Below are 25,210 nucleotides of genomic sequence, written 5' to 3' on the forward strand. Positions count from 1 at the left end.
CCCACCACGTGACGGTGAACGGCAGGTGGCGGCAGTTGCTCCGGGTCGGCACCGGGTGGGCAGGCGGCGGACCTCGGGGGGCACCCGGTAACGGTTGGATCAACGTGTGACGCCAGTGACATGATGCGGCACATGCCTGGAACCAATCTCACCCGTGACGAGGCGCAGACCCGTGCCTCCCTCATCAGTGTCGAGTCCTACACCGTGGACCTCGACCTCTCCGCTCCCATCGATGCGGGCGACACCTTCGCCTCCACAACGACCCTGAGGTTCTCGTGCACCGATCCGGGGGCAACGACCTTTGCCGACCTCGTCGACGCCACCGTTCACGAGATCACCCTGAACGGCACCCCCCTCGACCCTGCCACGGCGTACGCCGACAGCCGGATCACGCTGTCCGGCCTTGCGGCCGAGAACGAGCTCGTCGTGAAGGCGGACTGCACCTACTCGCACTCGGGTGAGGGCCTGCACCGCTTCGTGGACCCGGTCGACGACCGTGTCTACCTCTACTCCCAGTTCGAGGTGCCCGACGCGCGTCGCGTCTTCACCACCTTCGAGCAGCCCGACCTCAAGTCGGTCTTCACCTTCAACGTCACCGCCCCCTCGAGCTGGGTCGTCGTCTCGAACGCACCGACTCCGCAGCCCGAGGACCTCGGGAACGGGAATTCGGTGTGGAACTTCCCCGAGACCAAGAGGATGTCGACCTACATCACCGCCATCGTCGCGGGTGAGTACCACGCTGTCTTCGACACCTACGAGGGCAAGTTCGGCACCATCCCGCTGGGCCACTACTGCCGCCAGTCGCTGGTGGAGTTCCTGGACCGTGACGAGCTGGTGAAGCTGACCCGACAGAGCTTCGAGTTCTTCGAGGAGCAGTTCGACTTCCCTTACCCGTTCGAGAAGTACGACCAGCTCTACGTCCCCGAATACAACATGGGCGCCATGGAGAACGCCGGCTGCGTGACGCTGCGCGACGAATACCTCCCGCGCTCGCGCCAGCCGCGCTCGTTCTACGAGTTCCGCACCTCGGTGATCACCCACGAGATGGCCCACATGTGGTTCGGCGACCTGGTCACCATGAAGTGGTGGGACGACCTGTGGCTCAACGAGTCGTTCGCCGAGTGGGCCTGCTACTGGTGCGAGGCCGAGGCCACCGACTTCACCGACGCCTGGACCGGCTTCGCCAACGCCCGCAAGCAGACCGGCTACCGCGCCGACCAGCTGCCGTCCACGCACCCGATCGCCGCCGACAACCACGACCTCGAGGCCGTCGAGGTCAACTTCGACATGATCACCTACGCCAAGGGCGCCTCGGTGCTCAAGCAGCTGGTGGCCTGGGTCGGTCTCGAGCCCTTCGTGGCCGGCATCCGCCAGTACTTCAAGGACCACGCCTACGGGAACTCTGAGTTCTCCGACCTGCTCTCCGCACTGGAGAAGTCGTCGGGTCGCGAGCTGAAGACCTGGGCCACCGAGTGGCTCCAGACCGCCGGTGTGAACACGCTCGCTCCGTCCTTCGAGCTCGACGCCGACGGCGCCTTCACCTCCCTGCAGGTCAAGCAGACCGCCCACCCGGACTGGCCGACCCTGCGCCGGCACCGCCTCGGCATCGGCTTCTACAACAAGGTCGACGGCAAGCTGGTCCGCGAGGACTACCTCGAGGTCGATGTCGAGGGCGAGTCCACCGACATCACCCAGGCCGTGGGCCGTCGCCAGCCCGACCTGCTGCTGCTCAACGACCAGGACCTCGCCTACGCGAAGATCCGCCTCGACGAGCGGTCGCTGGCCACCGTCACCGACGGCCTCTCCTCGCTCGAGGACTCCCTGGCCCGTGCCCTGTGCTGGGGCGCCGCCTGGGACATGACCCGCGACGCCGAGATGGCTGCCAGCGACTTCGTGCGGCTGGTGCTGGCCAACATCGGCACCGAGACCGACGCGTGGGGCGTGAGCCGGATCCCGACGTACGCCGCACAGTCGGTCAACAGCCTCTCCGCCCCCGCCAACCGGGCCGCGCTGTCCGACCAGTGGGAGGAGGGCCTGCGCTCGCTCCTGGCCTCCGCCGAGCCCGCCAGCGACCACCAGCTGACGTTCGCCCGGAGCTATGCCGCGGCGGCGCACAACACGTCGGCGCTGGACGACCTGGAGGCGTTGTTGGACGGTTCGCTCACCTTCGACGGCCTCGCCGTCGACCAGGACCTGCGCTGGGTCCTGATCGGAGCCCTGGCTCGCGCCGGCCGCTTCGACGAGGAGCAGATCGCCGCCGAGCTCGCCCAGGACAACACCATCTCGGGCCAGGAGAACGCCGCCGCAGCCCGCGCCGCGCGCCCCGACGCCGACGCCAAGGCAGCGGCCTTCAAGGCGGCGATGCTGGACGGCTCGACCCCGAACGAGACCCAGCGCAGCATCGCCCTCGCCTTCGGCCAGCACGGCCAGGACGCGATCCTGCTCCCGTTCGTCGAGCAGTACCTCACTGCCGCGGAGTCGGCATGGAGCACGCTCGGTGCACACAAGGCCTCGGTGGCGATGGAGGCGATGTTCCCGCGCGAGCTCGCCTCTGCGGAGCTCGTCGAGCGGATGGACGCCTGGTTGGAGTCGAGCGACGCGAACCCCGGTGCCAAGCGCTACGTGCTCGAGGGCCGGGCGGACGTCGAGCGCTACCTGGCCGCCCAGGAGCGCGACGCCCGCTGACACAGCGCCGACCCGGCGGTTGTTGACGCCCGTGAACACCTCGAGCCGGCAGTTGTTGACGTAGCTACGTCAACAACTGCCGGCTCGTTGGGTTCTGAAGCGTCAACAACTGCCGGGTCGGCGAAAGATCAGGCCTGGGTGTGGGCGTGCTCGGCGATGCGCTCGATGCCCTGCTTGACGCCCTCGGCCAGCTGGCCCTCGGCGAACTGCGACTGCATCGCAGCGACCGTCAGCTCGATCTCGGAGTCGGTGACCTTGCGGCGCACCTGGGCGCCGGTGACCACCTCGAGGATCCGCGCGGTCGGGTCGACCAGGATCAGGATGCTGCGGGCCGGGGCCACCAGCGTGTTGTGCAGGCGCGTCGCGAACGGACGCGAGGCACCGTTGATGTCACCGACATAGACGGAGAACTCGAAGCGGCACAGCTGCTCGGACCTGCGGATCGTGGTGTCGATCGCGAGGCGCTCGGCGTTGCTGAAGAAGTCACCACTTGCCACTTGCGCCACCCGCCTGCGAGGCCTCGGTGTCGGGCGCGGCGAGCTCGTCGGTGGTCTTTCGCGGACCGCCGAACCATTCGCTGTCCCTGCCGTCCGTGCCGCCCAGCTTCTCGCCACGCGCCAGCGCGGGGAGGAAGACGGCCAGGGCGATCAGCAGGAACAGGCCCAGCGGTGCGCCGACATAGACGAGCAGTGCGGTCAGGGTGTCGACAGGCTTGGGGTTGCTCCAGTCCTCGGGAACGTTCGCCGAGGCGGGAGACGCGAGGACCACTCCGGAGACGGTGCAGGCCACGATCGTGGAGAAGGCAGCAGCCCGGGCTGCGCGACGTACAACGCGAGACTTCGAAGAGGTGATCACGGCCGACATCGTATCCGCTCCTGTTTTGTCCCGTTACCGAGGCCGCCGTACCCTCCGTCACATGTCCCTCGTGGTCAACGCAGTCAAGGAATATGAAGAGTGCAGCCCGGACCAGGCGGTCTCCTGTCGGGTGGTCTGGAAGCTCACCGGCAACGAGACCGCGGCCGACGTCGCCGAGTGGGTGATCGGCAAGCCGACGGCGATCCTGGTCCTGATCATCATCGGCCTGGTCGCGCGCTGGATCGTGCATCGCCTGATTGACCGGATGGTCAAGCACGCCGAGGAGCCCGTCGCCGGCAAGGTCGGTGGACGCTTCGGTCTGGGCAGCACCCCCCTGGGCAGCGCCCTGAAGCGTGCCGATCACACGCACAGCCGGCGGCTGCAACGCACCCGCACCCTCGGATCCCTGCTCAAGAGCATCAGCACCGGCGTCATCTTCACGATCGTGGTGATGATGACCATCGCCGAGCTCGGCTACAACGTCGGTCCCCTGCTGGCCAGCGCCGGGATCCTCGGTGTCGCCCTCGGCTTCGGCGCCCAGGCACTGGTGCGCGACTTCCTGTCCGGCATCTTCATGATCTTCGAGGACCAGTACGGCGTCGGCGACTTCGTCGACGTCGGTGAGGCCAGCGGCACCGTGGAGGCCGTCGGCCTGCGGGTGACCCGACTCCGCGACACCGAGGGAACGGTCTGGTACGTGCGCAACGGCGAGATCCTGCGCGTCGGGAACATGAGCCAGAACTGGGCCCGGACCGTGCTCGACGTCGCCGTCGCCTACACCGAGGACCTGGTGAAGGTACGCCGTGTGCTCGCCGAGGTCGCCCACGAGATGTGGGAGAGCCCGGACTTCGAGGACCGGATGATCGAGGAGCCCGAGGTCTGGGGCGTGCAGTCGATCAGTGCCGACGGAGTGTTGATCCGGGTCGCGGTGAAGACCGCACCGCAGGAACAGTGGGCCATCGGCCGCGAGCTGCGGCAGCGGATCAAGGCCCGTTTCGACGCCGAGGACATCGAGGTCCCCTACCCCGAGTGGGTGGTGCGGACCGGTGCCGGCGGGCCCGGGATGAACCCGGTGCCGACACAGGACGACGGCCCGGGCGAGGCCTGAGCGTCGACCTCGCGAGAGCCGACGCCGGGCTCGGTGAGGGCTGCCCGAACCCATCACCGGCCGCCGGGCACAATGGCCCCATGAGCACCGAGGCAGTCACCTTCTACGACGAGATCGGCGGGTTCGAGACGATCCGCCGGATCGTCGACACGTTCTACCAGGGTGTTGCCACCGACCCGCTGTTGCGACCGATGTATCCCGAGGAGGACCTCGGGCCGGCGGCCGAGCGGTTCACCCTCTTCCTCGTCCAGTACTGGGGCGGCCCCACGACGTACTCCGACACTCGCGGGCACCCGCGGCTGCGGATGCGCCACGCGCCGTTCGAGGTCACCCCTGCCGCGGCCCAGCGGTGGTTGGTCCACTTCCGGGCAGGCTTGGACGAGGTCGCCCTGAGCGAGGAGCAGGACGCCCGCTTCTGGGACTACGTCACCCACGCGGCGCAGTTCATGGTGAACACGCCGGAGTGATGGCTCAGGCCTCGAGTTCGCGCAGGAGGACCTGACGTGCGATCTCGGGGGCCGGCGCCGCCTTCTGGGTGGTGGGGTCGAAGGTCACCATGACCACGCGGGCCCGGCTGAGCACCTCGTCGCCGTCGAGGATCTCGGACTCGACCACGAACGACGAACGGCCGACCTTCGAGACCCACGAGTGCACGTCGTAGGGCTGGGAGCGGAACATGATCGGGCGGACGTACTCCACGTCCATCTGGGCCAGCACGACCGAGACCTGCGGATAGTCCTCGCCGCCGCCCCAGAGGTTGGCCATGTAGCCGATCCGGCCCTCTTGGAAGTATTCGAAGTACTTCACGTTGTTGACGTGGCCATAGGCGTCGACGTCGGAGAAGCGCACACGCAACGGGTAGTGGCCGCCGCTCACGCGACGGGCGGGCGTCCGCTCGGGCGTCACCTGCAGCGGGTCCTCGCCCAGGAAGCGGGTGAGCACCTCGCGCTCGTCCGCAGAGATCCGGCGCGGCCGCTCCTCGGCGAAGACGAAGGGGGTCAGCACCGACTTGGCACGCAGGTAGACGACGCGGCCCTCGGGAGTCTCGTCATAGACCTCGTAGGCCAGCGTGAAGGTCGCGGCCTTGACCTCGGTCACCCAGGTGTCGACCTTCACCGGGTGGGAGCGGAAGGTGAGCGGGACGAGGAACTGCACGTCGTGGGCGACCACGACCACGCCCTCGGCCAGGTCGTTCGCCCGCGAGTCCGGAGCATGCGTGAGCAGCATGTCGATCCGGGCTTCCTGCAGGTAGTCGATGTAGATCACGTTGTTCACGTGACCGAGGAGATCGAGGTCGGCCCAACGCACGGGGCACTCGTAGACATGGCGCACCGCGTCAGTCTCCCAGAGCGCCCTGGTCGTCCGATCAGTGGCTGAAGGCAAGGGCTCCGTAGTAGGCGGGGATCGACTGCTGACGCCCGACCCGGACCCTGCGGTTGGCGAGCAGGGCGGTGGCTGCACTGGTGATCGCGAGGAGGGTTGCGAGGACGGCAAGGACCAGATAGCCGATGACCCAGGGCTGGATGCCCGGGAGGAGTTCGAAGGACATGGGAACAACCTTTCTACAGATGTAGAATCTCTACATATGTAGAAACTACATCCGTAGTAACCTGCGGGCAAGCCACCGCGACCGTGCTCGTGACCACACCAGGAGATCCGTGCCCAGGCCAGAGCTAACACCCCGCCGCCAGCAACTGCTCCTCGCGGCGATGGAGGTGGTCGCCGAGAACGGACTGCGCGGCCTGACCCATCGAGCCGTCGACCGCAAGGCAGGTCTGCCCGAGGGCTCGTGCTCGGGCTACCTGCGCACCCGCAGCGCCCTGCAAGGCGCGCTCGCGTCCTTCGTGGCCGCCCGGCTCGAGGACGATGTACGTCGCCTCGCCGACGAGATCGCCCACCATGGTGAGGACCTGGCCAAGGCTCAGGCAATGACCCAGTCGCTGTTCCAGCAGTGGCTGGGCGCACCCGCCCTGCTGGTGACCAAGCTCGAGCTGGCGATGGAGGGCTCGCGTGACCAGGAGCTGGCATCGATCTTCGCCACCTCGCGCCGTGAACTCGTCGAGGTTGTCGAGGAGACCATGGCCCTGGCCGGCCGTGAGCACAGTGATGAGCGGGCGGAGGCACTGGTCGCCGCGCTCGACGGCGTACTGCTCGGCGCCCTGCAACGCCCCGCTGAGGACCAGTCGGCCTATCTCGCGGACTGCCTGACCCATCTCATGGGACAGCTTCTCGCTGACAGGCGAGGGGCGCACTAGGCTGGACGGAGTTTCGCGTCAACCCTGCACCCCTCTGATCGGAGAAAAATGCCCGAGGCAGTCATCGTTTCCGTTGCCCGCTCCCCCATCGGTCGCGCCAACAAGGGGTCCCTGAAGGACTTCCGTCCCGACGACCTGGCAGCGCTCATCGTCAAGACCGCCCTGGACAAGATCCCCGCCCTGGACCGCAACACGGTCGATGACCTCTACCTTGGCTGTGGTCTTCCCGGTGGCGAGATGGGCAACAACATGGGCCGGATCATCAACGTGATCAACGACATGGACCAGGTCCCCGGCGCGACGATCACCCGTTACTGCGCCTCGTCGGTGCAGACCACGCGGATGGCCTTCCACGCGATCAAGGCCGGCGAGGGCGACGTCTTCATCTCGGCAGGCGTCGAGACCGTCTCCCGGTTCAAGAACGGCACCTCCGACCACATCCCGAACACTCGCAACCCCATCTTCGACGACGCCATCGCGCGCACCGACGCCCAGGCCAAGGGTGACGGCACCACGACCGCCGACTGGCACGACCCGCGCGAGGACGGCCTGCTCCCCGACGCCTACATCGCGATGGGCCAGACCGCCGAGAACGTGGCCCGCATGCGTGGCCTGAGCCGCCAAGAGCTCGACGAGTTCGGCGTCCGCTCGCAGAACCTTGCCGAGAAGGCGATCAACGACGGCTTCTGGGCCCGCGAGATCACCTCGGTCACCGCCCCCGACGGCACCGTCGTCTCGGCCGACGACGGCCCGCGCGCGGGCGTGACCTATGAGGCCGCCTCCCAGCTCAAGCCGGTCTTCCGCCCCGACGGCGTCGTCACGGCGGCCAACTGCTGCCCGCTCAACGACGGCGCGGCTGCCGTCGTGATCATGTCCGACACCAAGGCGGCCGAGCTGGGCCTCAAGCCGCTGGCCCGGATCGTGTCCACCGGCGTCTCCGGGCTCTCCCCCGAGATCATGGGCCTCGGCCCGGTCGAGGCGTCCAAGCGCGCCCTTGCCAACGCCGGGATGAGCATCGGTGACATCGACCTCGTCGAGATCAACGAGGCCTTCGCTGCGCAGGTCGTGCCGTCCTACCAGGACCTCGGCATCGACATCGACCGCCTCAACGTCAACGGCGGCGCCATCGCTGTCGGACACCCGTTCGGCATGACCGGTGCCCGCCTGCAGAACACGATGATCAACTCGCTGGACTGGCACGACAAGTCCACCGGCCTGATCACGATGTGCGTCGGCGGCGGCCAGGGCATGGCCCTGATCCTCGAGCGCATCTGAGCGACCGCAACGATCCGGACCACGCAGTGGTCCGCTCACAGACCCCGGGCACACGCCGTGCCCGGGGTCTGTGCGTTGTGCAAACGAGCGGTCCGTTGCGTCTAGACTCCTCGCCATGAGTGACGCCGCCTCGCACGCAACCGTGACCGGGACGCGTTGGCTCGACCCCGATCAACAGCGCGCCTGGCGCGCCTACATGGTCGGCACCATCCTGCTCACCGATCGTCTCGACGACGAGCTCCGTGGCAGTTTCGGCATCGGGCTCAACGAGTACGAGGTGCTCGTCCGCCTCTCCGAGCGGGAGGATCACTCTCTTCGGATGTCGGCGCTGGCCGACGCGATGCGGTTCAGCCGAAGCCGGGTCACCCACACCATCAAGCGGATGGAGACCGCTGGCCTCGTACGGCGCAGCGAGGCCAAGGACGACGGCCGCGGGATCTTCGCGCACCTCACCACCAAGGGCCACGAGCTCCTGGTCAAGGCCGCGCCCACTCACGTGGACGGCGTCAGGTCCCACCTGCTCGACCTCGCCTCGGACGACGACTTCGCAGCCCTCGGCCGGGTGATGAACGCAGTGGTCGACAAGCTCGCGCAACAGCACCCGGAGGCAGACCTCCGCACTCCGGGCAGCTGAATCGGCCGCTCACTCGCGACCGACCCCTTTCGGGATCAGTCGCGAGTGGCACGATGTCGCGGGATCAGTCGCGGGTGAGGCGACGGTGCGTGACCCGGTGCGGGCGCGCGGCCTCGACGCCGAGGCGCTCGACCTTGTTCTCCTCGTAGGCTGCGAAGTTCCCCTCGAACCAGAACCACTTGGCCGGGTCCTCGTCGTCGCCCTCCCAGGCGAGGATGTGGGTGGCGACGCGGTCGAGGAACCACCGGTCGTGGGAAGTGACCACGGCGCAGCCGGGGAAGTCAAGGATCGCGTCCTCGAGGGAGGAGAGGGTCTCGACATCAAGGTCGTTGGTGGGCTCGTCGAGGAGCAGCAGGTTGCCGCCCATCTTCAGGGTCAGCGCCAGGTTGAGACGGTTGCGCTCACCTCCGGAGAGCACGCCGGCCTTCTTCTGCTGGTCGGGTCCCTTGAACCCGAACGACGCCACGTAGGCGCGTGAGTTCATCTCGAAGTTGGCGACCTTGATGAAGTCCAGTCCGTCGGAGACGACCTCCCAGACGTTCTTGTTCGGGTCGATTCCGCCGCGGCTCTGGTCGACGTATGACAACTTCACGGTCTGCCCGACCTTGAGCTCGCCCTCGTCGGGCTGCTCGCCACCAGTGATCATGCGGAACAGCGTGGTCTTGCCGACGCCGTTGGGGCCGATGACGCCGACGATTCCCGCGCGAGGCAGCGTGAACGACAGGTCGTGGAACAGAGTGCGGTCATCGAAGCCCTTGGTCAGGTTGTGGGTCTCGAGGACGATGTCACCCAGTCGCGGCCCGGCCGGGATGTTGATCTCGGAGGTGTCGATCTTGCGCATCCGGTCGGCCTCGGCAGCCATCTCCTCGTAGCGCGCGAGACGGGACCGGCTCTTGGTCTGCCGGGCCTTGGCGTTGGAGCGGACCCACTCGAGTTCCTTCTCGAGCATCTTGGCGCGCTTGGCATCCTTCTGACCCTCGATCTTGAGGCGCGACTGCTTCGTCTCGAGGTAGGTCGTGTAGTTGCCCTCGTAGGGGTGCGCCTGACCGCGGTCCAGCTCGAGGATCCAGGTGGCGACGTTGTCCAGGAAGTAGCGGTCGTGGGTGACTGCCAGGACTGCGCCGGGGTAGTCCTTGAGGTGGCCCTCGAGCCACTGCACGGACTCGGCATCGAGGTGGTTGGTGGGCTCGTCGAGGAGCAGTAGGTCGGGCTGCTGGAGCAACAGCTTGCACAGGGCGACCCGGCGCCGCTCGCCACCGGAGAGGTTGTCGACGATGGCGTCCGCCGGCGGGCAGCGCAGAGCGTCCATCGCCTGCTCCAGGCGGCTGTCGAGATCCCACACGTTCGCGGCGTCGAGCTCACTCTGCAGGTTGCCGGCCTCCTCGTTGATCTTGTCCAGATCAGCGTCGGGGTCGCCCATCGCCATGTAGAGGGCGTCGAGACGCGCCATCTTGGCCTTGGTCTCGGCCACGGCCTCCTCGACGTTCTCGAGGACAGTCTTGCCCTCGGACAGCGGCGGCTCCTGCTGGAGCATGCCGACGGTCGCGCCGGGGGTCAGCAACGCGTCACCATTGTTGGCCTTGTCGAGCCCAGCCATGATCTTGAGCAGGGACGACTTACCGGTTCCGTTGGGTCCGACGACGCCGATCTTCGCGTCAGGAAGGAAGGAGAGGGTGACGTTGTCGAGGACAACCTTGTCACCGTGCGCCTTGCGGACGTTGCGCAGTGTGAAGACATACTCAGCCATGGGCGCGAGCCTACGGTGCCGGGGGCGCCTGACTCCAACCGGATGAGGGTTACTGGTCTGGGCACTGCTCTCGGACATGCCCGGGTTGCCCCGCCGGGACCAGGTCACGATCGCGCAAGATGGTCAACGGGGCCCGCTCTCGGCTCCGGCACAGATCGGCGAAGGAACGCGGCAAGTTGTCTGCATATTCGATCTGCAGGACGTGCGCGTCATAGGCATCGCGGAAGCCTGCGCACTCGTCGTAGGCCCCGCACTCCTCGACGACGGCGAAGTCGAATCCGATCTCGGGTCCGGTGGCCGCCAGCTCGAGGGTGTTCTTCTGGGCGATCGCCAGTCCGTGTCGGTGTGCCAGGTCCGCATAGTCGCGAGCGAGCTGCACCGCGTCCGCCTTGGAGATCACTCCGGTCTCCGCGTCGGCGAACCGAGTCCAGGTGTCCAAGTTGTCGATCTCGACGCCATCGAAGCCGGCTGCGGCACAGTCGGCGATGGTGGGCCCGATGATGTCCAGGATCGCTGCACGCTGTGAGGCTGACGACGGGTCGAGGACATATTCGTCGGGCCAGTCGGGATCGACTGCGAGCCTTCCCGCGCCGTCGTGGAGCAGCAGCTCGGCATGGTCCGCGGCCCAGGTCGCGGATTGCTCGGGCTGGGTCTGGAAGCCGTTCACGTAGCAGACGTTGTAGGCCCCTGGCACGGGTCGGGAGCTGGCGTCACGGACCACCACCGCCAGGTCGGTCTCGTCGTCGGCACCGCCCAACTGGTAGTCGAACTGCCCGGTGACGGGCGGCAGCAGCACGCGACTCGGGTCCTGGCGCGGAGCCGAGTCTGCGGCACATCCCGACAGGGTCAGGACCATCGCCACCGCTGCCGCCCATCCGCCTCGCATGGACACATCCTGCCCGGGTTCCCCATCCGGGAGTGCCCGGGGATGCGCCCGTGGGTCAGGCGGCGCTCTCCTCGCGGATCTCCCCCGTCTCGGTGTTGACCACCATGTCCTCGATCAGCTCTCCGTCGCTGCTCACCTGCGGCCCGTCGACCCCGAAGTCGGCATTCATCGTGCGCACTGACTCGTTGGTGTCGGCGTTGCGGCTGGTCTTGGTGAACTCGCACGTCCCCCGGTTCAGGTCCGGACCGACGGCCAGTGCCTCGATCACCACCGACTGCACCCCGCGACCGTTCGAGTCGGTGTAGGAGTTGGTGGTCTGCTTGCCGATGACCACCACCGGGTCGCCCTTCTGCAGGGACTTGGCGACATTGATGCCCAGGGCGCGCCAGGCGTTCACGGTGAACCAGTTGGTCTCGAGGTCGTGCCACTGGTTCGAGTCCTTGTGGAAGCGCCGCGGGGTCGAGGCGACCCGGAAGCTGACCACCGGCGCAGTCCCGGCGAGGCGCTCCTCGACGTCGGTGCCGATCCAGCCCTGGATGGTGACGATGGTGTCGTACATGTCGGTGTCCTTGTCTGTGTGTGGAATGAACACGACAAGACTGCAGGGGGGCGCGGACCGAGTACGTCGTCGCACGGGAGCCCTGTGGACAACGGTCGGAACGACGACCCCTGTGGAGGGAAAGTGGGCTGGAGCCGGCCTACTTCAGCGCGACCGCGAGGCCCTCGCGGACCCGCTCATAGGCGTCCAGCTCGCGCTCGATCGGCTGGATCACCAGGTCTTGGGTGGTCTGGCGGATCCCCGAGCGCAGCTCACGATCGGCCGCACGGGCGCGCGCCTTCGCAGTGAGCGAGACCAGCACTCGGCAGATCAGCGCGAGCACGATCCCCAACGCCACGCCGCCCAACAGCATCAACGTCGGCAGCGGGAAGCCACCGACATCCGGTGCCGTCGGCTCGGGCATCTTCAGGTAGCCCATCACCGCGTAGGCCGCCAACCACAGACCACCGGCGAGCGCGGTCAGGATCAGAATCCACTGCAGCACGCGGACGACTGAGGCCCACCAGGGCAGCTTCGTCGTGCCCAGGTCGGCCGTGGCCAGGGAGACATCGAGCTGGTCGGAGATCTCCGCGGACCGCGACACCGAGGCCTGGCGGATCGACGCCTGCCACGGGGTGGCCAAGTTCTTGGAGATGCCGTCGGCAACGCCACGCACCGCGGCGTCCACACGCGCCCGCTGCACCTTGGTGGCCGGCGGGACCGAGGTCCGCGACGCCTTGGTGAGCGCCCGACCCTCCGCCCCGAGGTTGAGGTGCAGTCGCTTGAGCGGGTCGGGCTTCAGTTTCGAGAACCAGGAGGTCACCGGCCAGCCGGTGGCCCGGCGGGCACGGATCTGGGTGGACTCGCGCACTGCGTCGACCACGATCGGCACGCCTGCCGCGTCGGCGAACGCGTCCTCGAGCTCGGCAATGACCGCCTTGTCCGGGGACTGCGACTTCACCGAACCGCTGGCGTGCGCGAACCGCTCCGCGGTGGCGCGTACGTCGGCCTCGATGCGGGCCTTGGTGGCCTTCTTCGAGGCGACCCGCTTGGCCATCTCGTCCTTCAACGCATCGATGCCGATGCCCTGGCGCGCACTGACGGCGAGCACCGGGACCTCGCTCAGGCCGTCCTCGACGAGCAGGCGGCGTACGTCCTCCACCATCGAGGCGCGCCGGTCTTCCGGCACCGTGTCGATGTGGTTCAGCACGACCACCATCACGCCCTGGTGGGTGGTGAGCTTCTTGAGGTAGCGGTCGTGGATCGCGGCGTCGGCATACTTCTGCGGGTCGAGCACCCACACGAGCAGGTCGGCCAGCTTCACCAGGCGATCCACCTCGAGGTGGTGGGAGACCTCGGTCGAGTCGTGGTCGGGCAGGTCGAGCAGCACGGTGCCGTTGAGGCGGTTGTCCTCGCGGCCGGTGTCGAGCATCGAGTCACGCGTGGTCTGGTGGCGCGCAGGGATGCCGAGCCACTCCAGCAGCTCGTCGGCACCTTCTCGCCCCCATACGCAGGCGCTCGCCCACGACGTGGTGGGACGGCGTACGCCGACCGCGGAGAGCTCGATCCCGGTCAGGGCGTTGAAGGTCGACGACTTGCCCGAGCCGGTCGCACCCGCGATCGCGATCACGGTGTGCTCGGCGGAGAGCTTCAGCCGGCTGGACGCGCGGTCGACGATCTCCTGTCCGTCGTCGACGAGACCGTCTTCGAGCCGGCCGCGCGCGTGTGAGACCGCGGCCTCGAGACCACTGACACGGGCTCCGAGATCGGAGCCCCTGGAGACCAGTTTCTTGGCCCCCTCGATCAAGGACGTCATCTTCTCCCTCGGAGAGGTCTTCGGTGTGTTGGCGTCACTCTATGCGGAGTGGTCGCCGTGGACTCCACGGCCTTGCGTCGCGAAACGCTCGTCCGTGACCCGGCGTGCAGCGCTGCGGACCCGCTCGGGGGACCCGGTGTCGACGCCGAGCGCATCGACCAGGCCGGTGAAGCGCGCCTGCTCGCGCTGGAGCAGGACCTGGACCCGCTGGTCGAGGTCCTTGCGAGCCCGCTCGGCGAGTCGACGGACGGCCTGGTCGCCGAAGACGGCCTCGAGCAGCTTCTGACCGACCACGGCGCTGCCGCCGGCGATGCCGACCTCGGCTCCGGTGACTCCTGCGGTCGAGGCGAACACGATCACCATCAGGGCGACGGAGAGACCGTTGACGCCGAAGGCCAGGAACCGCGCGGTGCCGCGCTTGTCCTGTCCCTCGCTGCGCACCATGTCGAGGACGCCCTGCTGCCACTCGCGCACCATCCGCTCCGCCTCCCGGCGGAACTCGCGCGATGCCCGGCCGAGGTCACCGGACCCCTCGGCGAGCAGAGCCTTGCCCTGGGCGGTCGAGCCCCACGAGGCAGCCGCCTGCTCGGCCGCAGTCTCGGCGTGCTCGAGCAGCAGCGTCTCCAGTCCGGACTCGACCGCGACGGTGACGCGCTCGGCCTGACGCGGCTTGCCCTTGACTGCGTTGACGATGCGGTCGCGCACGCGGCCGACGTTGGACTCCAGGCTCTTCAGCAGCTGGCCGGTGCCGACGAACTCCTGCCAGCGGGCCAGCACCTCGCCGCGCAGGAGCGTGCCGTCTGCACTGGCCTTGTGGATCGACTCCGCGGCCTGTGCATAGGCGCGCTCGGCGTCCTCGCGCAACCAGGTGGTCGCCTTGACCTGCTCGTCGACCGCGTCGGCCACGGCGTACGCCCGGCTGGAGACGCTGCGGATCGCGCCCTCGAGGGTCTGCTTGACCACCGCGGCACGTGCATCGGCGTCAGCCGCCAGCGACGCCAGCCAGCCGCGGATGTCCTTGACGGCTGCGGCCGGAAGTAGTCCGTCGGCGTCGACGGTGCCCTCGGTGACGATGAAGAGCGGTGAGTCCTTCAGCCCCCGGCTGGCCAGCATCCGGGCCAGGTGGGCGGCGACGGTGTCGATGGCCTCGGGCGGGGTCCGGTCGAGCACGATCGCGACAGCGGTGCTCCGGTCGGCGGCCTGCTTGAGGAAGTCCCACGGCACCTGGTCGGCATAGCGCGCGGCCGAGGTGACGAAGAGCCAGAGGTCGGCCGCCGCGAGCAGCTGGGCTGCCAACGTGCGGTTACGTTCCTCGACGGAGTCGATGTCGGGGGCGTCGAGGACGGCCAGCCCGGCGGGGATGGTGGTCGCGGGCACCAGCTGGAGCGCCGACGGGTCGCCGGTGGCGCGTTCGGTGCGCTCGAGGTCGGGCAGGATCCGGTCCTGGCCGAACCACCCGGCATCTGCCGGGTTGTGCACCAGGACGGGAGAGCGTGTGGTCGGTCGGAGCACGCCGGGCTCGGTGACGCGACGCCCGACCAGTGAGTTGACCAGGGTCGACTTCCCGGCGCCGGTCGATCCACCCACGACGGTCAGCAGGGGTGCATCGATCGTCATCAGTCGCGGGATGACGTAGTCCTCGAGCTGGTCGACCATCTCGGCGCGGGCCGCTCGCTGGTCCTCGACGCCGGGCACATCGAGCGGGAGCGAGATCTCCTGCAGTGCGCTGCGCAACCGCACGAGGGCGGTCAGCATCTTCGTCGACTCTTTGGACGGTTCCGTGCTCATCGGTGTCGGCCTCCTGCAACCATCGGCACCGGAAAGGCTATCCGGGGACGGATCGCGTGCATCCGCTCCACGAACATCTGCCCTCGCTCTTCATAGTTTTTCGGCGCCGTGCCACGGAGCACCCGGTGGTGAAGGTATCCCAGTTCCACGGCAGCCTGCTGATAATCACGCATAGTGTCCGCGGCGACCCTGCCGCCGTGCCGGTGCGCGAACGCACGGGCCTGGCGTCGGGCACGCAGATCGACCACATGTCGTACGTCGTCGCGCGCGATCAGTCCGCGCAGCGCAGCGTCGTCGAGGGCTCGGGTCAGGATGGTCCGCTCCTTGCTGCGCACCCAGATCGCGATGATCACCATGCTGACGAAGGTCGGCACCATGACCAGGGCATAGCCGACCAGGAAGCCCACCCCGTCCGCGACGAGGGTCGAGCCGTTCCAGGCTGCGTGCAGTCCGACCGCGAGCAGGTAGCCCACGACCGGTGAGAGCACCCTGACCAGGGTGGAGCGGCTGCTGAGCGCCAGGCCCAGGCCGATGCCGATGAACGCAGTGAACAGGGGGTGCGCGAACGGGCTCGCCAGGCAGCGGACCACGAACAGCACCCCGAGCCCGGCCAGGCCGCCGGGCGCGGAGCCGTCGGTCCCGTTGTAGGCGGCGCTGAGATAGAGGATGTTCTCGGTGAACGCGAAGCCGATGCCGACGAAGCCGGCATAGACGATTCCGTCGAGGACGCCGTCGAACTCCTGTCGCTTCCAGATCACGAGAAGCACCAGGAACAGGCCCTTGGTCGCCTCCTCCGTGATCGGCGCGACGATCGCCAGGGACTGCTCGTCGGTCAAGTCCGCAAACCACCCGCCCAGGCCCTGGACCAGGATCGCCAGCATGGTGGCCACGAACGCGCCCCATGCCAGGGCGGTGACGAGCAGCGACCTGGGCTCCGGCTCATAGCGGTCGAGCCACAGGTAGCAGGCCACCAACGGTCCGACCGGAAGCAGCGCGAAGAGTGAGGCGATGACCACCGAGGGGCCCTCCCCCGCGAGCAGCATCAGGATCGCGAACGGGACGGCCGCCAGGGCCGCGATTGAAGAGACCACGACCGTGAAGACAAGGCTGTCGTGGCGTCGCGAAGGCATGGATACGAGCCTATCGGCTCGGGGTCGGCATCGACGTATGGTGGAGGGGTGAGCGAGATCGAGAACACACAGCAGACCGAAGACCTCCAGACCGAGTCCCACGACCCGTCCGTGCCCGAGGCGTGGTCGGCGTTCATGCGCCGGGGGTGGGGCGACCGCGAGCTCGACCTGCCCGCGCACCCGGTGTCGTCGTACGCCGCGGCTCGTCGTGAGCGTCTGGCCGAAGCGTTCCCCGGCGACCGCCTGGTGATCCCGGCCGGCAACTACAAGGTGCGTTCCAACGACACCGACTACCGGTTCCGGCCCGACACCGCCCACACCTACTTCTCCGGCAACCAGACCTCCGACGCGGTGCTGGTGATCGAGGGCGGCGAGGCGACCCTGTTCGCCCGTCCCCGCTCGAGCCGCCAGAGCGACGAGTTCTTCCGTGACCGTCAGTATGGCGAGCTGTGGGCCGGTCGCCGTCCCTCCCTCGCCGAGATCTCGGACTCGCTCGGCCTGCCGACCCGCCACATCGACGACCTCGAGGAGCACCTGGGCGGCACCGGCAAGACGCGCGTGCTGCGCGGCGTGGATGCCCGCGTCGACTCACTCGTCCCAGGTGACGCCGAGCACGACCGGGACTTCGCCCGCGTCGCCTCCGAGATGCGCCTGCTCAAGGACGAGTGGGAGCTCGGCGAGCTGGCCCAGGCCTGTGACATCACCGCGCTCGGCTTCGAGGATGCCGTCCGCGACTGGGACAACGTCCTGAAGTATGGCGAGCGCTGGATCGAGGGCACCTTCTTCCGCCGCGCTCGCGCGATGGGCAACGACATCGGCTATGACTCGATCGTCGGCAGCGGCAAGCACGCCACCACGTTGCACTGGATCGAGAACTCCGGCCCGGTCACGCCCGGCGAGCTGCTGCTGCTCGACATGGGCGTGGAGGGCACCAACCTCTACACCGCCGACGTCACTCGCACGATCCCCGTCGACGGCCGGTTCACGCCGCTGCAGCGCGAGCTCTACGACCTCGTCCACGCCGCCCAGGAGGCCGGCATCCAAGCCGTGCGTCCGGGCGTCCCCTTCCAATCAGTCCACCAGGCGTCGATGGAGGTGCTCGCCCACGGCCTGGGCGACATGGGCCTGCTGCCGGTCTCCGTCGAGGAGGCGTTGGACCCGGAGTCGAAGGTCTATTCGCGCTGGACGCTGCACGGCACCAGCCACATGCTCGGCCTCGACGTGCACGACTGCGGCCAGGCCTCCACCGAGGCCTACCCCAAGGGTGATCTGGCGGAGTCGATGGTGCTCACCGTGGAGCCGGGCCTCTATTTCCAGGAGGACGACCTGCTGGTCCCCGAGGAGCTGCGCGGCATCGGCATCCGGATCGAGGACGACATCGTGGTGACCGCCGACGGCTCACGCAATCTCTCGGCATCGCTGCCCCGCACGGCCGAGGACGTCGAGGCTTGGATGTCCTCGCTGCAGCGCTGAGAAAGTCGGGGAGAATTGTAGGTTTGAAAGCCTGCGAGGTGGGTCATGGTGTGTCGTGGGCATGGCAGTATCTGTGCCTGACACCAACGACTACCCCTTGGGAGCCACTCCATGTCGAATGACAACCCGCCCCCCGGCTATGGCGAGAACCCGGACCCGAACTACGGCGGTCAGCCGAACTACGGTGGCCAGCCCAACTACGGCGGCGCCCCGCAGCCCAACTACGGCGCAGGCCCGGGCGGCGCGAAGCCCGACTCGAACCTCGTCTGGGGCATCCTGGTCACGCTGCTGTGCTGCCTGCCGCTCGGCATCGTGTCGATCATCAAGGCCACCAAGGTGGACAGCCTCTGGAACCAGGGCGACTACGCCGGTGCGCAGCAGGCTTCCGAAGACGCCAAGAAGTGGGCGATCTACGGCATCATCGGCGGCGTCATCGTGATGGTTCTCTACATCATCTTCTTCGTGGTCGTCGGCGCATCGAGCATGTGATCGGTTTCGACCTCTCGACGCGCACCCGGTCCTCGGACCGGGTGCGCGTCACCATTTTGGGGCTGGGCGCTGCGGCAGCCGGCGCGGCGCTGGTCCTCAGGGACCCCCACGCCGAGGGCTCGTTCGCGGTCTGCCCCTCGACCCTGCTCGGGTTCTACTGCCCCGGCTGCGGCAGCCTGCGCGGCACCCACGACCTGCTCACCGGTCACCCCCTCGAGGCGATCGGGCACAACCTGCTGCTCCTCCCCGCGCTTGCCTGGCTCACGTGGTGGCTGGTCTCGCAGGCGGCCTCCAGCTGGGGCAGGCGCATCACCGGTCCTCCGGACTCGTCGCGCTTCGCGATCGGGCTGCTCGTGGTGATCGCGGTCTTCGTGGTGCTGCGCAATGTTCCGGGCTCGCCGCTCGCACCCTGAACGGCGCATCCTCTGCCGCTGTTCGGAGCGACGGCGTCGAACTGACTGCCGGTCGCGATGAGTCGGGAAAGTCGCCCGTGGGTCCACCCCGGCATGGTGCATAATCCTCCGCGGGCGACGGCTATGCAGCTAGGCACACAACTCGGGGCGTTGCCCCGATGTTTGTCCCGACTGCAATCTCGCCCCACGCCCCCGTAGCTCAGCTGGATAGAGCACCGGACTTCTAATCCGATGGCCGCAGGTTCGAGTCCTGCCGGGGGCGCTCAAGTTCGATCCGCACTCGCGTGGGCGCCGAACAGACCGGCTCAGAGGGTTGCGTGCTTCGCGATCTCCTTGATGAGCTCGACCTTGACCAGGTCCGGCGCGAAGGACGCATCGACGGCGGCTCGGGCCAGGTCGACCACGCCTGATTTGTCGAGCTCGAGCAGGTCGGCTGCGATCTCATATTCGCGGTTCAGCGTCGTGCCGAACATCGGCGGATCGTCGGAGTTGATCGAGAACTTCACGCCGGCGTCGCGGAACGCCCGCAGCGGGTGCACGGCGAGCGATTCCACTGCGCGGGTGGCGATGTTGGAGGACGGGCAGACCTCGAGGGAGATCCCGGTCTCGGCGAGATGGGCGAGCAGCTCGGGGTCCTGGACGGACGACGTACCGTGCCCGATCCTCTCGGCACCGAGAAGCCGGACGGCGTCCCAGACGGTCTCGGGCCCGGTGGTCTCCCCCGCGTGCGGCACGCTGCGCAGGCCTGCGGCACGCGCCTTGTCGAAGTGCGGCTTGAACTGCGGACGGGGTACGCCGATCTCCGGCCCGCCGAGTCCGAAGCCGACCAGTGCGTCGGTTCGGTGCTCCAGCGCATAGCCGATTGTTGCGTCCGCTGCAGGGATCCCGCTCTCCCCGGGGATGTCATAGATCCAGCGCAGCACGATCCCGAAGTCGCGCTCCGCCCGACGCCGGGCCTCCTCCAGCGCCTCGGTGTAGGCCTCGATCGGAATGCCGCGGATCACGGAGGTGTAGGGCGTGCAGGTGAGCTCCGCATAGTGCACGTTCTGGCCCGTGGACATTTCGCGGGCGATCTCGTAGGTCAGCAGCTCGATGTCCTCGGGCGTACGCACCAGGTCCACGACGGTGAGATAGACCTCGATGAAGTGCGCGAAGTCGCGGAAGGCGAAGAAGTCCTTCAGCTCCTCGGGGTCGCTGGGCACGGTCCCGGGGTGTCTCTCGGCCAGCGTGCTCACGATCCGTGGCGAGGCGGAGCCGACGTGGTGCACGTGCAGCTCGGCCTTGGGCAGGCCAGCGATGAAGGCGGACAGGTCACGAGGGGTCTGTGCGGTCACTCTCGCAGTGTGCCAGCGCCCCGGCGCCCAACCCAAGACCTCAGCGGTCGACGTCTGCGAGCGCGGCACGTCCCCGCGCGCACGCCTCGACGACCTCGCGACTCCTGTCCGCCGCGTCGCGGCCGTCCGCGAGCCGGGTCGCAGTGTCATAGGCGTCGAGCACCCGGTGCCATGCCTGGAGATCGTCATCACCCCGCATCGGGTGCGCGTCGATGGCCGCACCCAGACCGAGCAGATCGGACTGTGCCTGCTCGGCGAGGTTCCTGCTCGCCGCCACGTCCGCGGCACTCGTCAACACCTCGGTCCGCCGGCGGCGACGCCACCAACCGAGCACCGCCAGACCCCGAAGCATCAGAAACCAGACCACAAGGCCGCCTGCGAGAGCGATGGCCGCGAACTGGACCCCACGCACGGTCCGGCTGGGTTCCACGATGCGTTGCGGCGCGACGTCCTCACCAGCCCGGTCGGCCCGATCCGCGCGGGACTTCTCGATCGCCGCCTGGACGCCGGCGTCGCCGCTGTCGTTGAGCACCATGTCGACCAGGGCCACGAACTCGTCCGCGGCAGGATCGTCAGTGAAGTCCGTGGCTTGCAGCGCCGAGCTCGTGTTCGTCGAGCCGTCAAAGCCTTGCCTGGTCGCCACCCCGAACGCGGGGAGTGAGTCCGCGCCATACACGAGGACGACCTTGACCCCGGGGGATGCCTCGGCCAGCATCTGCGAGGCGAGCAGGTGCGGTGAACGCCTGGCCTCGCGCGGCAGGCTCTCCAGCGCGACGACGGTCGCGGAGACGTCGGCCTCCTCGACCAGCTCCCTGATCTCGGTCTCCCGCTCGGCACCCAGACCGGCTCCACTCTCGATGCGAACCTCCGTGTCCGCGTGAGCCGAGACCGCCAGCACCACCGGGACCAGGACGCCCAGAATGCCGAAGACGATCGTGTGCCCCCTCATCGTTCGAACCCCGCCAGGTAGGACCTGTTGCGGCGCCGGGTCCAGCGCACGAACCTCACGGCGTTCCACAGCAGCACGGAGAGCAGGGCGCCGAGGAACAACCCGTTGAGGACGTCGAAGGCGAGGTCCTGCTCCTCGTCGTCCACGTGGTCCGCCGCATGTTCCACGGTGTCCAACATGGTCTCGGGAGTCTGGGTGCCGAACGTGCGATCGAGGATCACAGCGTCCGACTTGTGCACGTGGTCGGTGACGAGTCGGTTCTGGTCCAGGGCGAAGAAGACCGCTTGCTCATCCAGCTCGTCCGCGATCCTGGTCAGCAGCACTCGTGTCTGCCCCGCACCTCCCCGCAGATCGGGGATGACCAACAGGTACGTCGTCAGCTCACTGTCCTCGACGGCCTCGCGCACCTGGGGAGTCACCAAGTCCTTGCCCACGGTGTCGGCGAGCAGCGGGTCGACGTACACCGGGTCCTCGCGCAGGTGATCGGCAAGCTCGGTCACATATGACGTGCGCACCGAGGTGTCAACGACCGGTCGGTTCTCCGTCGAGTAGTGCGGGGTGAAGAGCCCGACCACCCAGCCCACGGCCACCAGGACGCACCCGACACTTGCGATCTCCTTCCAGCCAAAGCGTGCCTGGCCCTTCCCGGTGCTCACCGGCGCTCCAGTGCGTCCAGGTGAACCCTGCGGGCCCAACGCTCGTCGACCGCGCCATAGCCGGTGGCGGTCCAGATGTCATCGGTCTCGTAGTAGGCGCGCACCCACCCGTCGGCATCGGGCAGCAGCAATGAGTCCGGACGGCCACCACTGCGCACTGCACTGGCACAGGCCGCGCAACACGGAAGCACGGACTGCTTGCGGCGCAGGGTGGTCGTGCCGCGGTGGGCGGGGTTGAAGAAGCAGCGGCTCTCCCGGCTCCATCCACCGAGTGCGCGAACACCGTCGGCAACCAGGAAGTGCACCCCGAGCAGGTCCCGCACGTCCTCGGAGCTGGCATGGGCGTTGGCCGCGTCGGCGAAGGCGAGCGCCTTGTCGTAGGCCGGGTCCCCCGGCACCCGGTCCGAAGTGGAGATCGCCTCGGCGAGATCGGTCAGCTCCTCCTCGACCATGAGCGGAGTGAGCCTGGCAGCCAACGGGTCCACCTCGTCGGCTACTTCCTGTCTGCGAGCGGCAAGGTGGTCGGCACGGACCCGGCGCACGATCATCAGGCAAGTGCCGAGGACCACGAGGCCCATGGTCGCCACGCTGAGCGGGCGGAAGTCATTCGGCGACCAGGAGTCGGGGCGCAACGCCGGATAGGCGGAGTCGACCAAGAGGCTGGTGTCCCCGGCGAGCTCGTCCACCAGGTCCTTGGGTTCCGGCGGGTCGGCGGAGGCGAGGCGGAGGTAGATCCATGCCTGGGCGACGGCACTCACCTGCGAGAACCGGTCGGGGTCGGGGCTGCGCTCCACGAGCGGCGCCACCACCGCACGGGCGCCCATCAGGACGGCGTCGATCAGAACCTTGCGTTTCCCCGACTGCAGGTGCAGGACCTCGAGCGATGCCCCCGAGGAGCCGATCAGGACACCATCCTCGGCCCCGACGGCGGTCAGGGTCTCGGCCGGGTCTGCGTACATCGACGGCGGGACATCTGCGATCTCGCTCCACAGTCCGACCTTGATCGGGACACCCAGGTCTGCCTCGGCCAACGCGGATTCCAGCCGCTCTCGCCACAGGTCGACCTCACCCGCTGCCGGCCCGGCTTCGAGATAGACCCCGGACTCGGCCAAATCGGCTCGCACCTGTGCGAGGCGCGGCCCGTCCCCGGTCGGGTCCGCCGACGCCGGTGCGACCCCGGCGAGCCCAAGCAGGCACATGCCGGCGAGCAGCAGTCGCACGCGGAGTCCCATGACCGGAATCTAGCCCCTCGCAGGCCGGCCCAAACTCCGCTGGCTTCCGGGCTCAGCCCGCGTTGATCCCCTTGAAGGTGTTTGCCGTCAGCTCGTCGATCGTCTGACCACCGACCGGCTTGCCGTTGATGAAGACGGTGGGGGTGCCGGTCACACCACGCTTCGAGGCGTCGTCGGTGGCGTTGACGACCCACTGCCGGAAGGAGAGATCCTCGATGCCCTTGCGGACGTCGGACTCGCTCGCGCCGGCCTGAACGGCCAGGGCGACGATCTCGTCGTCGGAGGGCACGGTGCCGCTGGGCTGGTTGGCGAACAGCAGGTCGTGCAGCTTGAGCGCGGCCTGACCGCCAGCCTCGTCGAGCACGACACCCAAGGCGTTCATGGCGCGCACCGACCACTCGTTGAGGAAAGCCATCGGCCGATAGACGACGTACGCCGACCCGTCCTGCGCAGCGGCGAGCAGCTCATCGTTGGCAACCTTCTTGAAGTCGGCACAGTGCCCACACTGGAAGTCCTCGAAGATCTCCACCTTGACCGGCGCCTCAGGATCGCCGACGCCGAGCCCATAATCGCCCTCGGCAGCGACCTTCACGTCGATCGCAACCGTCTCGGACGAGTTGTCGCCCGGCCGGTCCCCCGCCTCCCCGGAGGTGTCGCGATTCGACTGGATCGCCCAGCCGATGCCGACGATCACCACGAGTACGACGGCGATCACACCTGCGATCAGTGCGTTGCGCTGCTTCTGGGTCATGGACGTGCTTCCTCCGTGGGTGTGGGGAACAGGACGGGGTCGAGGGCCAGCCGGGTCCGCGGACGCCAGACCAGCAGTGCCGAGGCCACCAGGAGCGCGACGTCCCGGGCGATCTCGAGGGGATACTTCGACGTCGCGTCGGCAATCTGGCCGCCGCCGCCGAAGCAGCCGCAGTCGATCTGGAGTCCGCGCTGCCAGGCGGAGGCGATGCCGATGATGAACACGACGAACAACAGCCCGGACAAGACTGCGCTCCACCGCGTGAAGAGGCCGACGACGAGGCAGGCACCGATCACGATCTCAACCAGCGGCAGCACGTGGCCGACGGTGGGGACGATCGACTCGGGCAACAGGTCATAGGCGCGCACGGCGCGCACGCTTGCCGCCGGATCCGGCAGCTTGAGCGCGCCGGCCACGATCCACACGCCGCCGACCACCAACCGGATGATCAACCCCGCCCAACCCCACATACCTCGATCCTATGGGTCGATTCTGAGACGCTGCTGAGCCCTCCCACCACGTCGTTGTGGGCGCCATGCCCTAGTGTCGACAGACGTGAGCGACAGACTGGTGTGGATCGACTGTGAGATGACCGGCCTCGACCTCGGCGCGGATGCGCTGATCGAGGTAGCGGCCCTGGTGACCGACTTCGAGCTGAACGTGCTCGGGGAGGGGGTCGACCTGATCATCAGGCCCCCGGCCGAGGCACTGGAGCAGATGACCGACTTCGTGCGCGAGATGCACGTGAAGTCGGGGCTGCTCGAGGAGCTGGCCGACGGAATCACGATGGCCGACGCCGAACAACAGGTGCTGGCCTACATCAAGCAGCACTGCCCCGATGGCTCGCGCCCGCCGCTGGCCGGCAACACCGTGGCGACCGACCGAGCCTTTCTGGCGCGCGACATGACCGAGCTCGAGTCGTTCCTCCACTACCGCATCGTCGACGTCTCCTCGATCAAGGAGCTGTCGCGACGGTGGTTCCCGCGTGCCTACTACGCATCTCCCCCGAAGCTCGGCAACCACCGGGCCCTGGCCGACATTCAGGAGAGCATCGAGGAGCTCCGCTACTACCGCGAAGCCGTCTTCGTCGCCCCTCCCGGCCCCACTTCCGAGGTGGCCCGCGAGATCGCCTCGCGTCACGGCGGCTCGATCACCGGACTCGGGGCAGGCCCCGATTCGACTAGCACCCCCTGAGT

General features: G+C 68.1%; 26 protein-coding genes and 1 tRNA gene. 11 read left to right on the forward strand and 16 right to left on the reverse strand.

The features are described 5' to 3' along the window. The first annotated feature begins 132 nt into the window (after nt 1-132). Nucleotides 133-2,685, forward strand: coding sequence for an aminopeptidase N (pepN, locus tag BJ980_RS06170; protein ID WP_179501481.1), 2,553 nt, complete (start codon nt 133-135; stop codon nt 2,683-2,685). 128 nt (nt 2,686-2,813) lie between these two features. On the opposite strand, the gene BJ980_RS06175 is transcribed toward pepN, so the two are convergent. Both BJ980_RS06175 and BJ980_RS18855 read right to left on the reverse strand, forming a co-directional pair. Beyond that, nucleotides 2,814-3,182 (reverse strand): DUF5130 family protein, encoded by a 369-nt coding sequence (locus tag BJ980_RS06175; protein ID WP_179501482.1) that lies wholly within the window; start codon nt 3,180-3,182, stop codon nt 2,814-2,816. Further along, complete coding sequence (locus BJ980_RS18855; RefSeq protein WP_179501483.1) at nt 3,169-3,540, reverse strand: hypothetical protein; 372 nt, start codon at nt 3,538-3,540, stop codon at nt 3,169-3,171. Before BJ980_RS18855 ends, BJ980_RS06175 begins: the two co-directional genes overlap by 14 nt. 61 nt (nt 3,541-3,601) lie before the next feature. On the opposite strand from BJ980_RS18855, the gene BJ980_RS06185 reads away from it, so the two are divergent. Both BJ980_RS06185 and BJ980_RS06190 read left to right on the forward strand, forming a co-directional pair. Next, the gene (locus BJ980_RS06185; protein ID WP_179501484.1) at nt 3,602-4,648 is read left to right on the forward strand and encodes a mechanosensitive ion channel family protein; all 1,047 of its coding nucleotides are present in this window, start codon (nt 3,602-3,604) and stop codon (nt 4,646-4,648) included. A gap of 80 nt (nt 4,649-4,728) precedes the next feature. Continuing rightward, nucleotides 4,729-5,115, forward strand: a complete 387-nt coding sequence (locus BJ980_RS06190; protein WP_179501485.1) for a globin — start codon at nt 4,729-4,731, stop codon at nt 5,113-5,115. 4 nt (nt 5,116-5,119) lie between these two features. On the opposite strand, the gene BJ980_RS18860 is transcribed toward BJ980_RS06190, so the two are convergent. Then, the gene (locus BJ980_RS18860) at nt 5,120-5,980 is read right to left on the reverse strand and encodes a thioesterase family protein (protein WP_179501486.1); all 861 of its coding nucleotides are present in this window, start codon (nt 5,978-5,980) and stop codon (nt 5,120-5,122) included. A gap of 34 nt (nt 5,981-6,014) precedes the next feature. Next, complete coding sequence (locus BJ980_RS18865; RefSeq protein WP_179501487.1) at nt 6,015-6,197, reverse strand: hypothetical protein; 183 nt, start codon at nt 6,195-6,197, stop codon at nt 6,015-6,017. Nucleotides 6,198-6,306: 109 nt separating this feature from the next. On the opposite strand from BJ980_RS18865, the gene BJ980_RS18870 reads away from it, so the two are divergent. The 3 genes from BJ980_RS18870 to BJ980_RS06215 all read left to right on the forward strand — a co-directional run bounded on the left by BJ980_RS18870 (nt 6,307) and on the right by BJ980_RS06215 (nt 8,812). Beyond that, the gene (locus tag BJ980_RS18870; protein WP_179501488.1) at nt 6,307-6,903 is read left to right on the forward strand and encodes a TetR/AcrR family transcriptional regulator; all 597 of its coding nucleotides are present in this window, start codon (nt 6,307-6,309) and stop codon (nt 6,901-6,903) included. A 48-nt stretch (nt 6,904-6,951) separates the two neighbouring features. Further along, nucleotides 6,952-8,178, forward strand: coding sequence for an acetyl-CoA C-acetyltransferase (locus BJ980_RS06210; protein WP_179501489.1), 1,227 nt, complete (start codon nt 6,952-6,954; stop codon nt 8,176-8,178). 115 nt (nt 8,179-8,293) lie between these two features. Beyond that, nucleotides 8,294-8,812 carry a MarR family winged helix-turn-helix transcriptional regulator gene (locus BJ980_RS06215; protein WP_179501490.1) on the forward strand — a complete coding sequence of 173 codons (519 nt, stop codon included), beginning with the start codon at nt 8,294-8,296 and terminating at the stop codon, nt 8,810-8,812. A gap of 64 nt (nt 8,813-8,876) precedes the next feature. Here the strand turns inward: BJ980_RS06215 and ettA are convergent, their stop codons facing one another. From ettA to BJ980_RS06245, 6 genes are all read right to left on the reverse strand, one after another. Next, nucleotides 8,877-10,559, reverse strand: coding sequence for an energy-dependent translational throttle protein EttA (ettA, locus tag BJ980_RS06220; RefSeq protein WP_179501491.1), 1,683 nt, complete (start codon nt 10,557-10,559; stop codon nt 8,877-8,879). A 49-nt stretch (nt 10,560-10,608) separates the two neighbouring features. Next, complete coding sequence (locus BJ980_RS06225) at nt 10,609-11,445, reverse strand: endo alpha-1,4 polygalactosaminidase (protein WP_179501492.1); 837 nt, start codon at nt 11,443-11,445, stop codon at nt 10,609-10,611. A gap of 55 nt (nt 11,446-11,500) precedes the next feature. Further along, nucleotides 11,501-12,004, reverse strand: coding sequence for a single-stranded DNA-binding protein (locus BJ980_RS06230; protein ID WP_179501493.1), 504 nt, complete (start codon nt 12,002-12,004; stop codon nt 11,501-11,503). A gap of 139 nt (nt 12,005-12,143) precedes the next feature. Then, nucleotides 12,144-13,799: a GTPase gene (locus tag BJ980_RS06235; protein WP_179501494.1), complete on the reverse strand. Its 1,656-nt coding sequence runs from the start codon at nt 13,797-13,799 to the stop codon at nt 12,144-12,146. Between the two features lie 39 nt (nt 13,800-13,838). Next, nucleotides 13,839-15,587 carry a dynamin family protein gene (locus tag BJ980_RS06240; protein ID WP_246279933.1) on the reverse strand — a complete coding sequence of 583 codons (1,749 nt, stop codon included), beginning with the start codon at nt 15,585-15,587 and terminating at the stop codon, nt 13,839-13,841. Further along, nucleotides 15,584-16,717, reverse strand: a complete 1,134-nt coding sequence (locus tag BJ980_RS06245) for a PrsW family intramembrane metalloprotease (RefSeq protein ID WP_179501495.1) — start codon at nt 16,715-16,717, stop codon at nt 15,584-15,586. The genes BJ980_RS06240 and BJ980_RS06245 overlap by 4 nt, the downstream gene beginning before the upstream one ends. A 48-nt stretch (nt 16,718-16,765) precedes the next feature. Between BJ980_RS06245 and BJ980_RS06250 the strand changes: the two genes are divergently transcribed. The 4 genes from BJ980_RS06250 (at nt 16,766) to BJ980_RS06265 (ending at nt 19,354) form a co-directional block, all read left to right on the forward strand. Next, a complete protein-coding gene (locus BJ980_RS06250; RefSeq protein ID WP_343047713.1) occupies nt 16,766-18,190 on the forward strand; it encodes an aminopeptidase P family protein in 1,425 nt (474 codons plus the stop codon). A gap of 111 nt (nt 18,191-18,301) precedes the next feature. Next, a complete protein-coding gene (locus BJ980_RS06255; protein ID WP_179501496.1) occupies nt 18,302-18,679 on the forward strand; it encodes a CD225/dispanin family protein in 378 nt (125 codons plus the stop codon). Further along, nucleotides 18,676-19,092 (forward strand): DUF2752 domain-containing protein, encoded by a 417-nt coding sequence (locus BJ980_RS06260; RefSeq protein WP_179501497.1) that lies wholly within the window; start codon nt 18,676-18,678, stop codon nt 19,090-19,092. The genes BJ980_RS06255 and BJ980_RS06260 overlap by 4 nt, the downstream gene beginning before the upstream one ends. Before the next feature lie 188 nt (nt 19,093-19,280). Continuing rightward, nucleotides 19,281-19,354, forward strand: a tRNA-Arg gene (locus tag BJ980_RS06265). A gap of 43 nt (nt 19,355-19,397) precedes the next feature. Here the strand turns inward: BJ980_RS06265 and BJ980_RS06270 are convergent. From BJ980_RS06270 to BJ980_RS06295, 6 genes are read right to left on the reverse strand one after another with little or no spacing between them, the layout of a single operon-like run. After that, a complete protein-coding gene (locus BJ980_RS06270) occupies nt 19,398-20,426 on the reverse strand; it encodes an adenosine deaminase (RefSeq protein WP_343047714.1) in 1,029 nt (342 codons plus the stop codon). A 40-nt stretch (nt 20,427-20,466) separates the two neighbouring features. Further along, nucleotides 20,467-21,375, reverse strand: a complete 909-nt coding sequence (locus BJ980_RS06275) for a hypothetical protein (RefSeq protein WP_179501499.1) — start codon at nt 21,373-21,375, stop codon at nt 20,467-20,469. Continuing rightward, nucleotides 21,372-22,031, reverse strand: a complete 660-nt coding sequence (locus BJ980_RS06280; RefSeq protein WP_179501500.1) for a hypothetical protein — start codon at nt 22,029-22,031, stop codon at nt 21,372-21,374. Before BJ980_RS06280 ends, BJ980_RS06275 begins: the two co-directional genes overlap by 4 nt. Next, the gene (locus BJ980_RS06285; protein ID WP_179501501.1) at nt 22,028-23,263 is read right to left on the reverse strand and encodes a hypothetical protein; all 1,236 of its coding nucleotides are present in this window, start codon (nt 23,261-23,263) and stop codon (nt 22,028-22,030) included. The genes BJ980_RS06280 and BJ980_RS06285 overlap by 4 nt, the downstream gene beginning before the upstream one ends. A 52-nt stretch (nt 23,264-23,315) precedes the next feature. Then, entirely contained in the window at nt 23,316-24,014 is a 699-nt protein-coding gene (locus BJ980_RS06290) for a DsbA family protein (RefSeq protein WP_179501502.1), read from the reverse strand. Then, entirely contained in the window at nt 24,011-24,484 is a 474-nt protein-coding gene (locus tag BJ980_RS06295; RefSeq protein ID WP_179501503.1) for a MauE/DoxX family redox-associated membrane protein, read from the reverse strand. The genes BJ980_RS06290 and BJ980_RS06295 overlap by 4 nt, the downstream gene beginning before the upstream one ends. 85 nt (nt 24,485-24,569) lie before the next feature. On the opposite strand from BJ980_RS06295, the gene orn reads away from it, so the two are divergent. Then, nucleotides 24,570-25,208: an oligoribonuclease gene (gene orn, locus BJ980_RS06300; RefSeq protein ID WP_179501504.1), complete on the forward strand. Its 639-nt coding sequence runs from the start codon at nt 24,570-24,572 to the stop codon at nt 25,206-25,208. Nucleotides 25,209-25,210: the final 2 nt, after the last annotated feature.

This window comes from Nocardioides daedukensis, from assembly GCF_013408415.1.
Classification (GTDB): Bacteria; Actinomycetota; Actinomycetes; order Propionibacteriales; family Nocardioidaceae; genus Nocardioides; species Nocardioides daedukensis.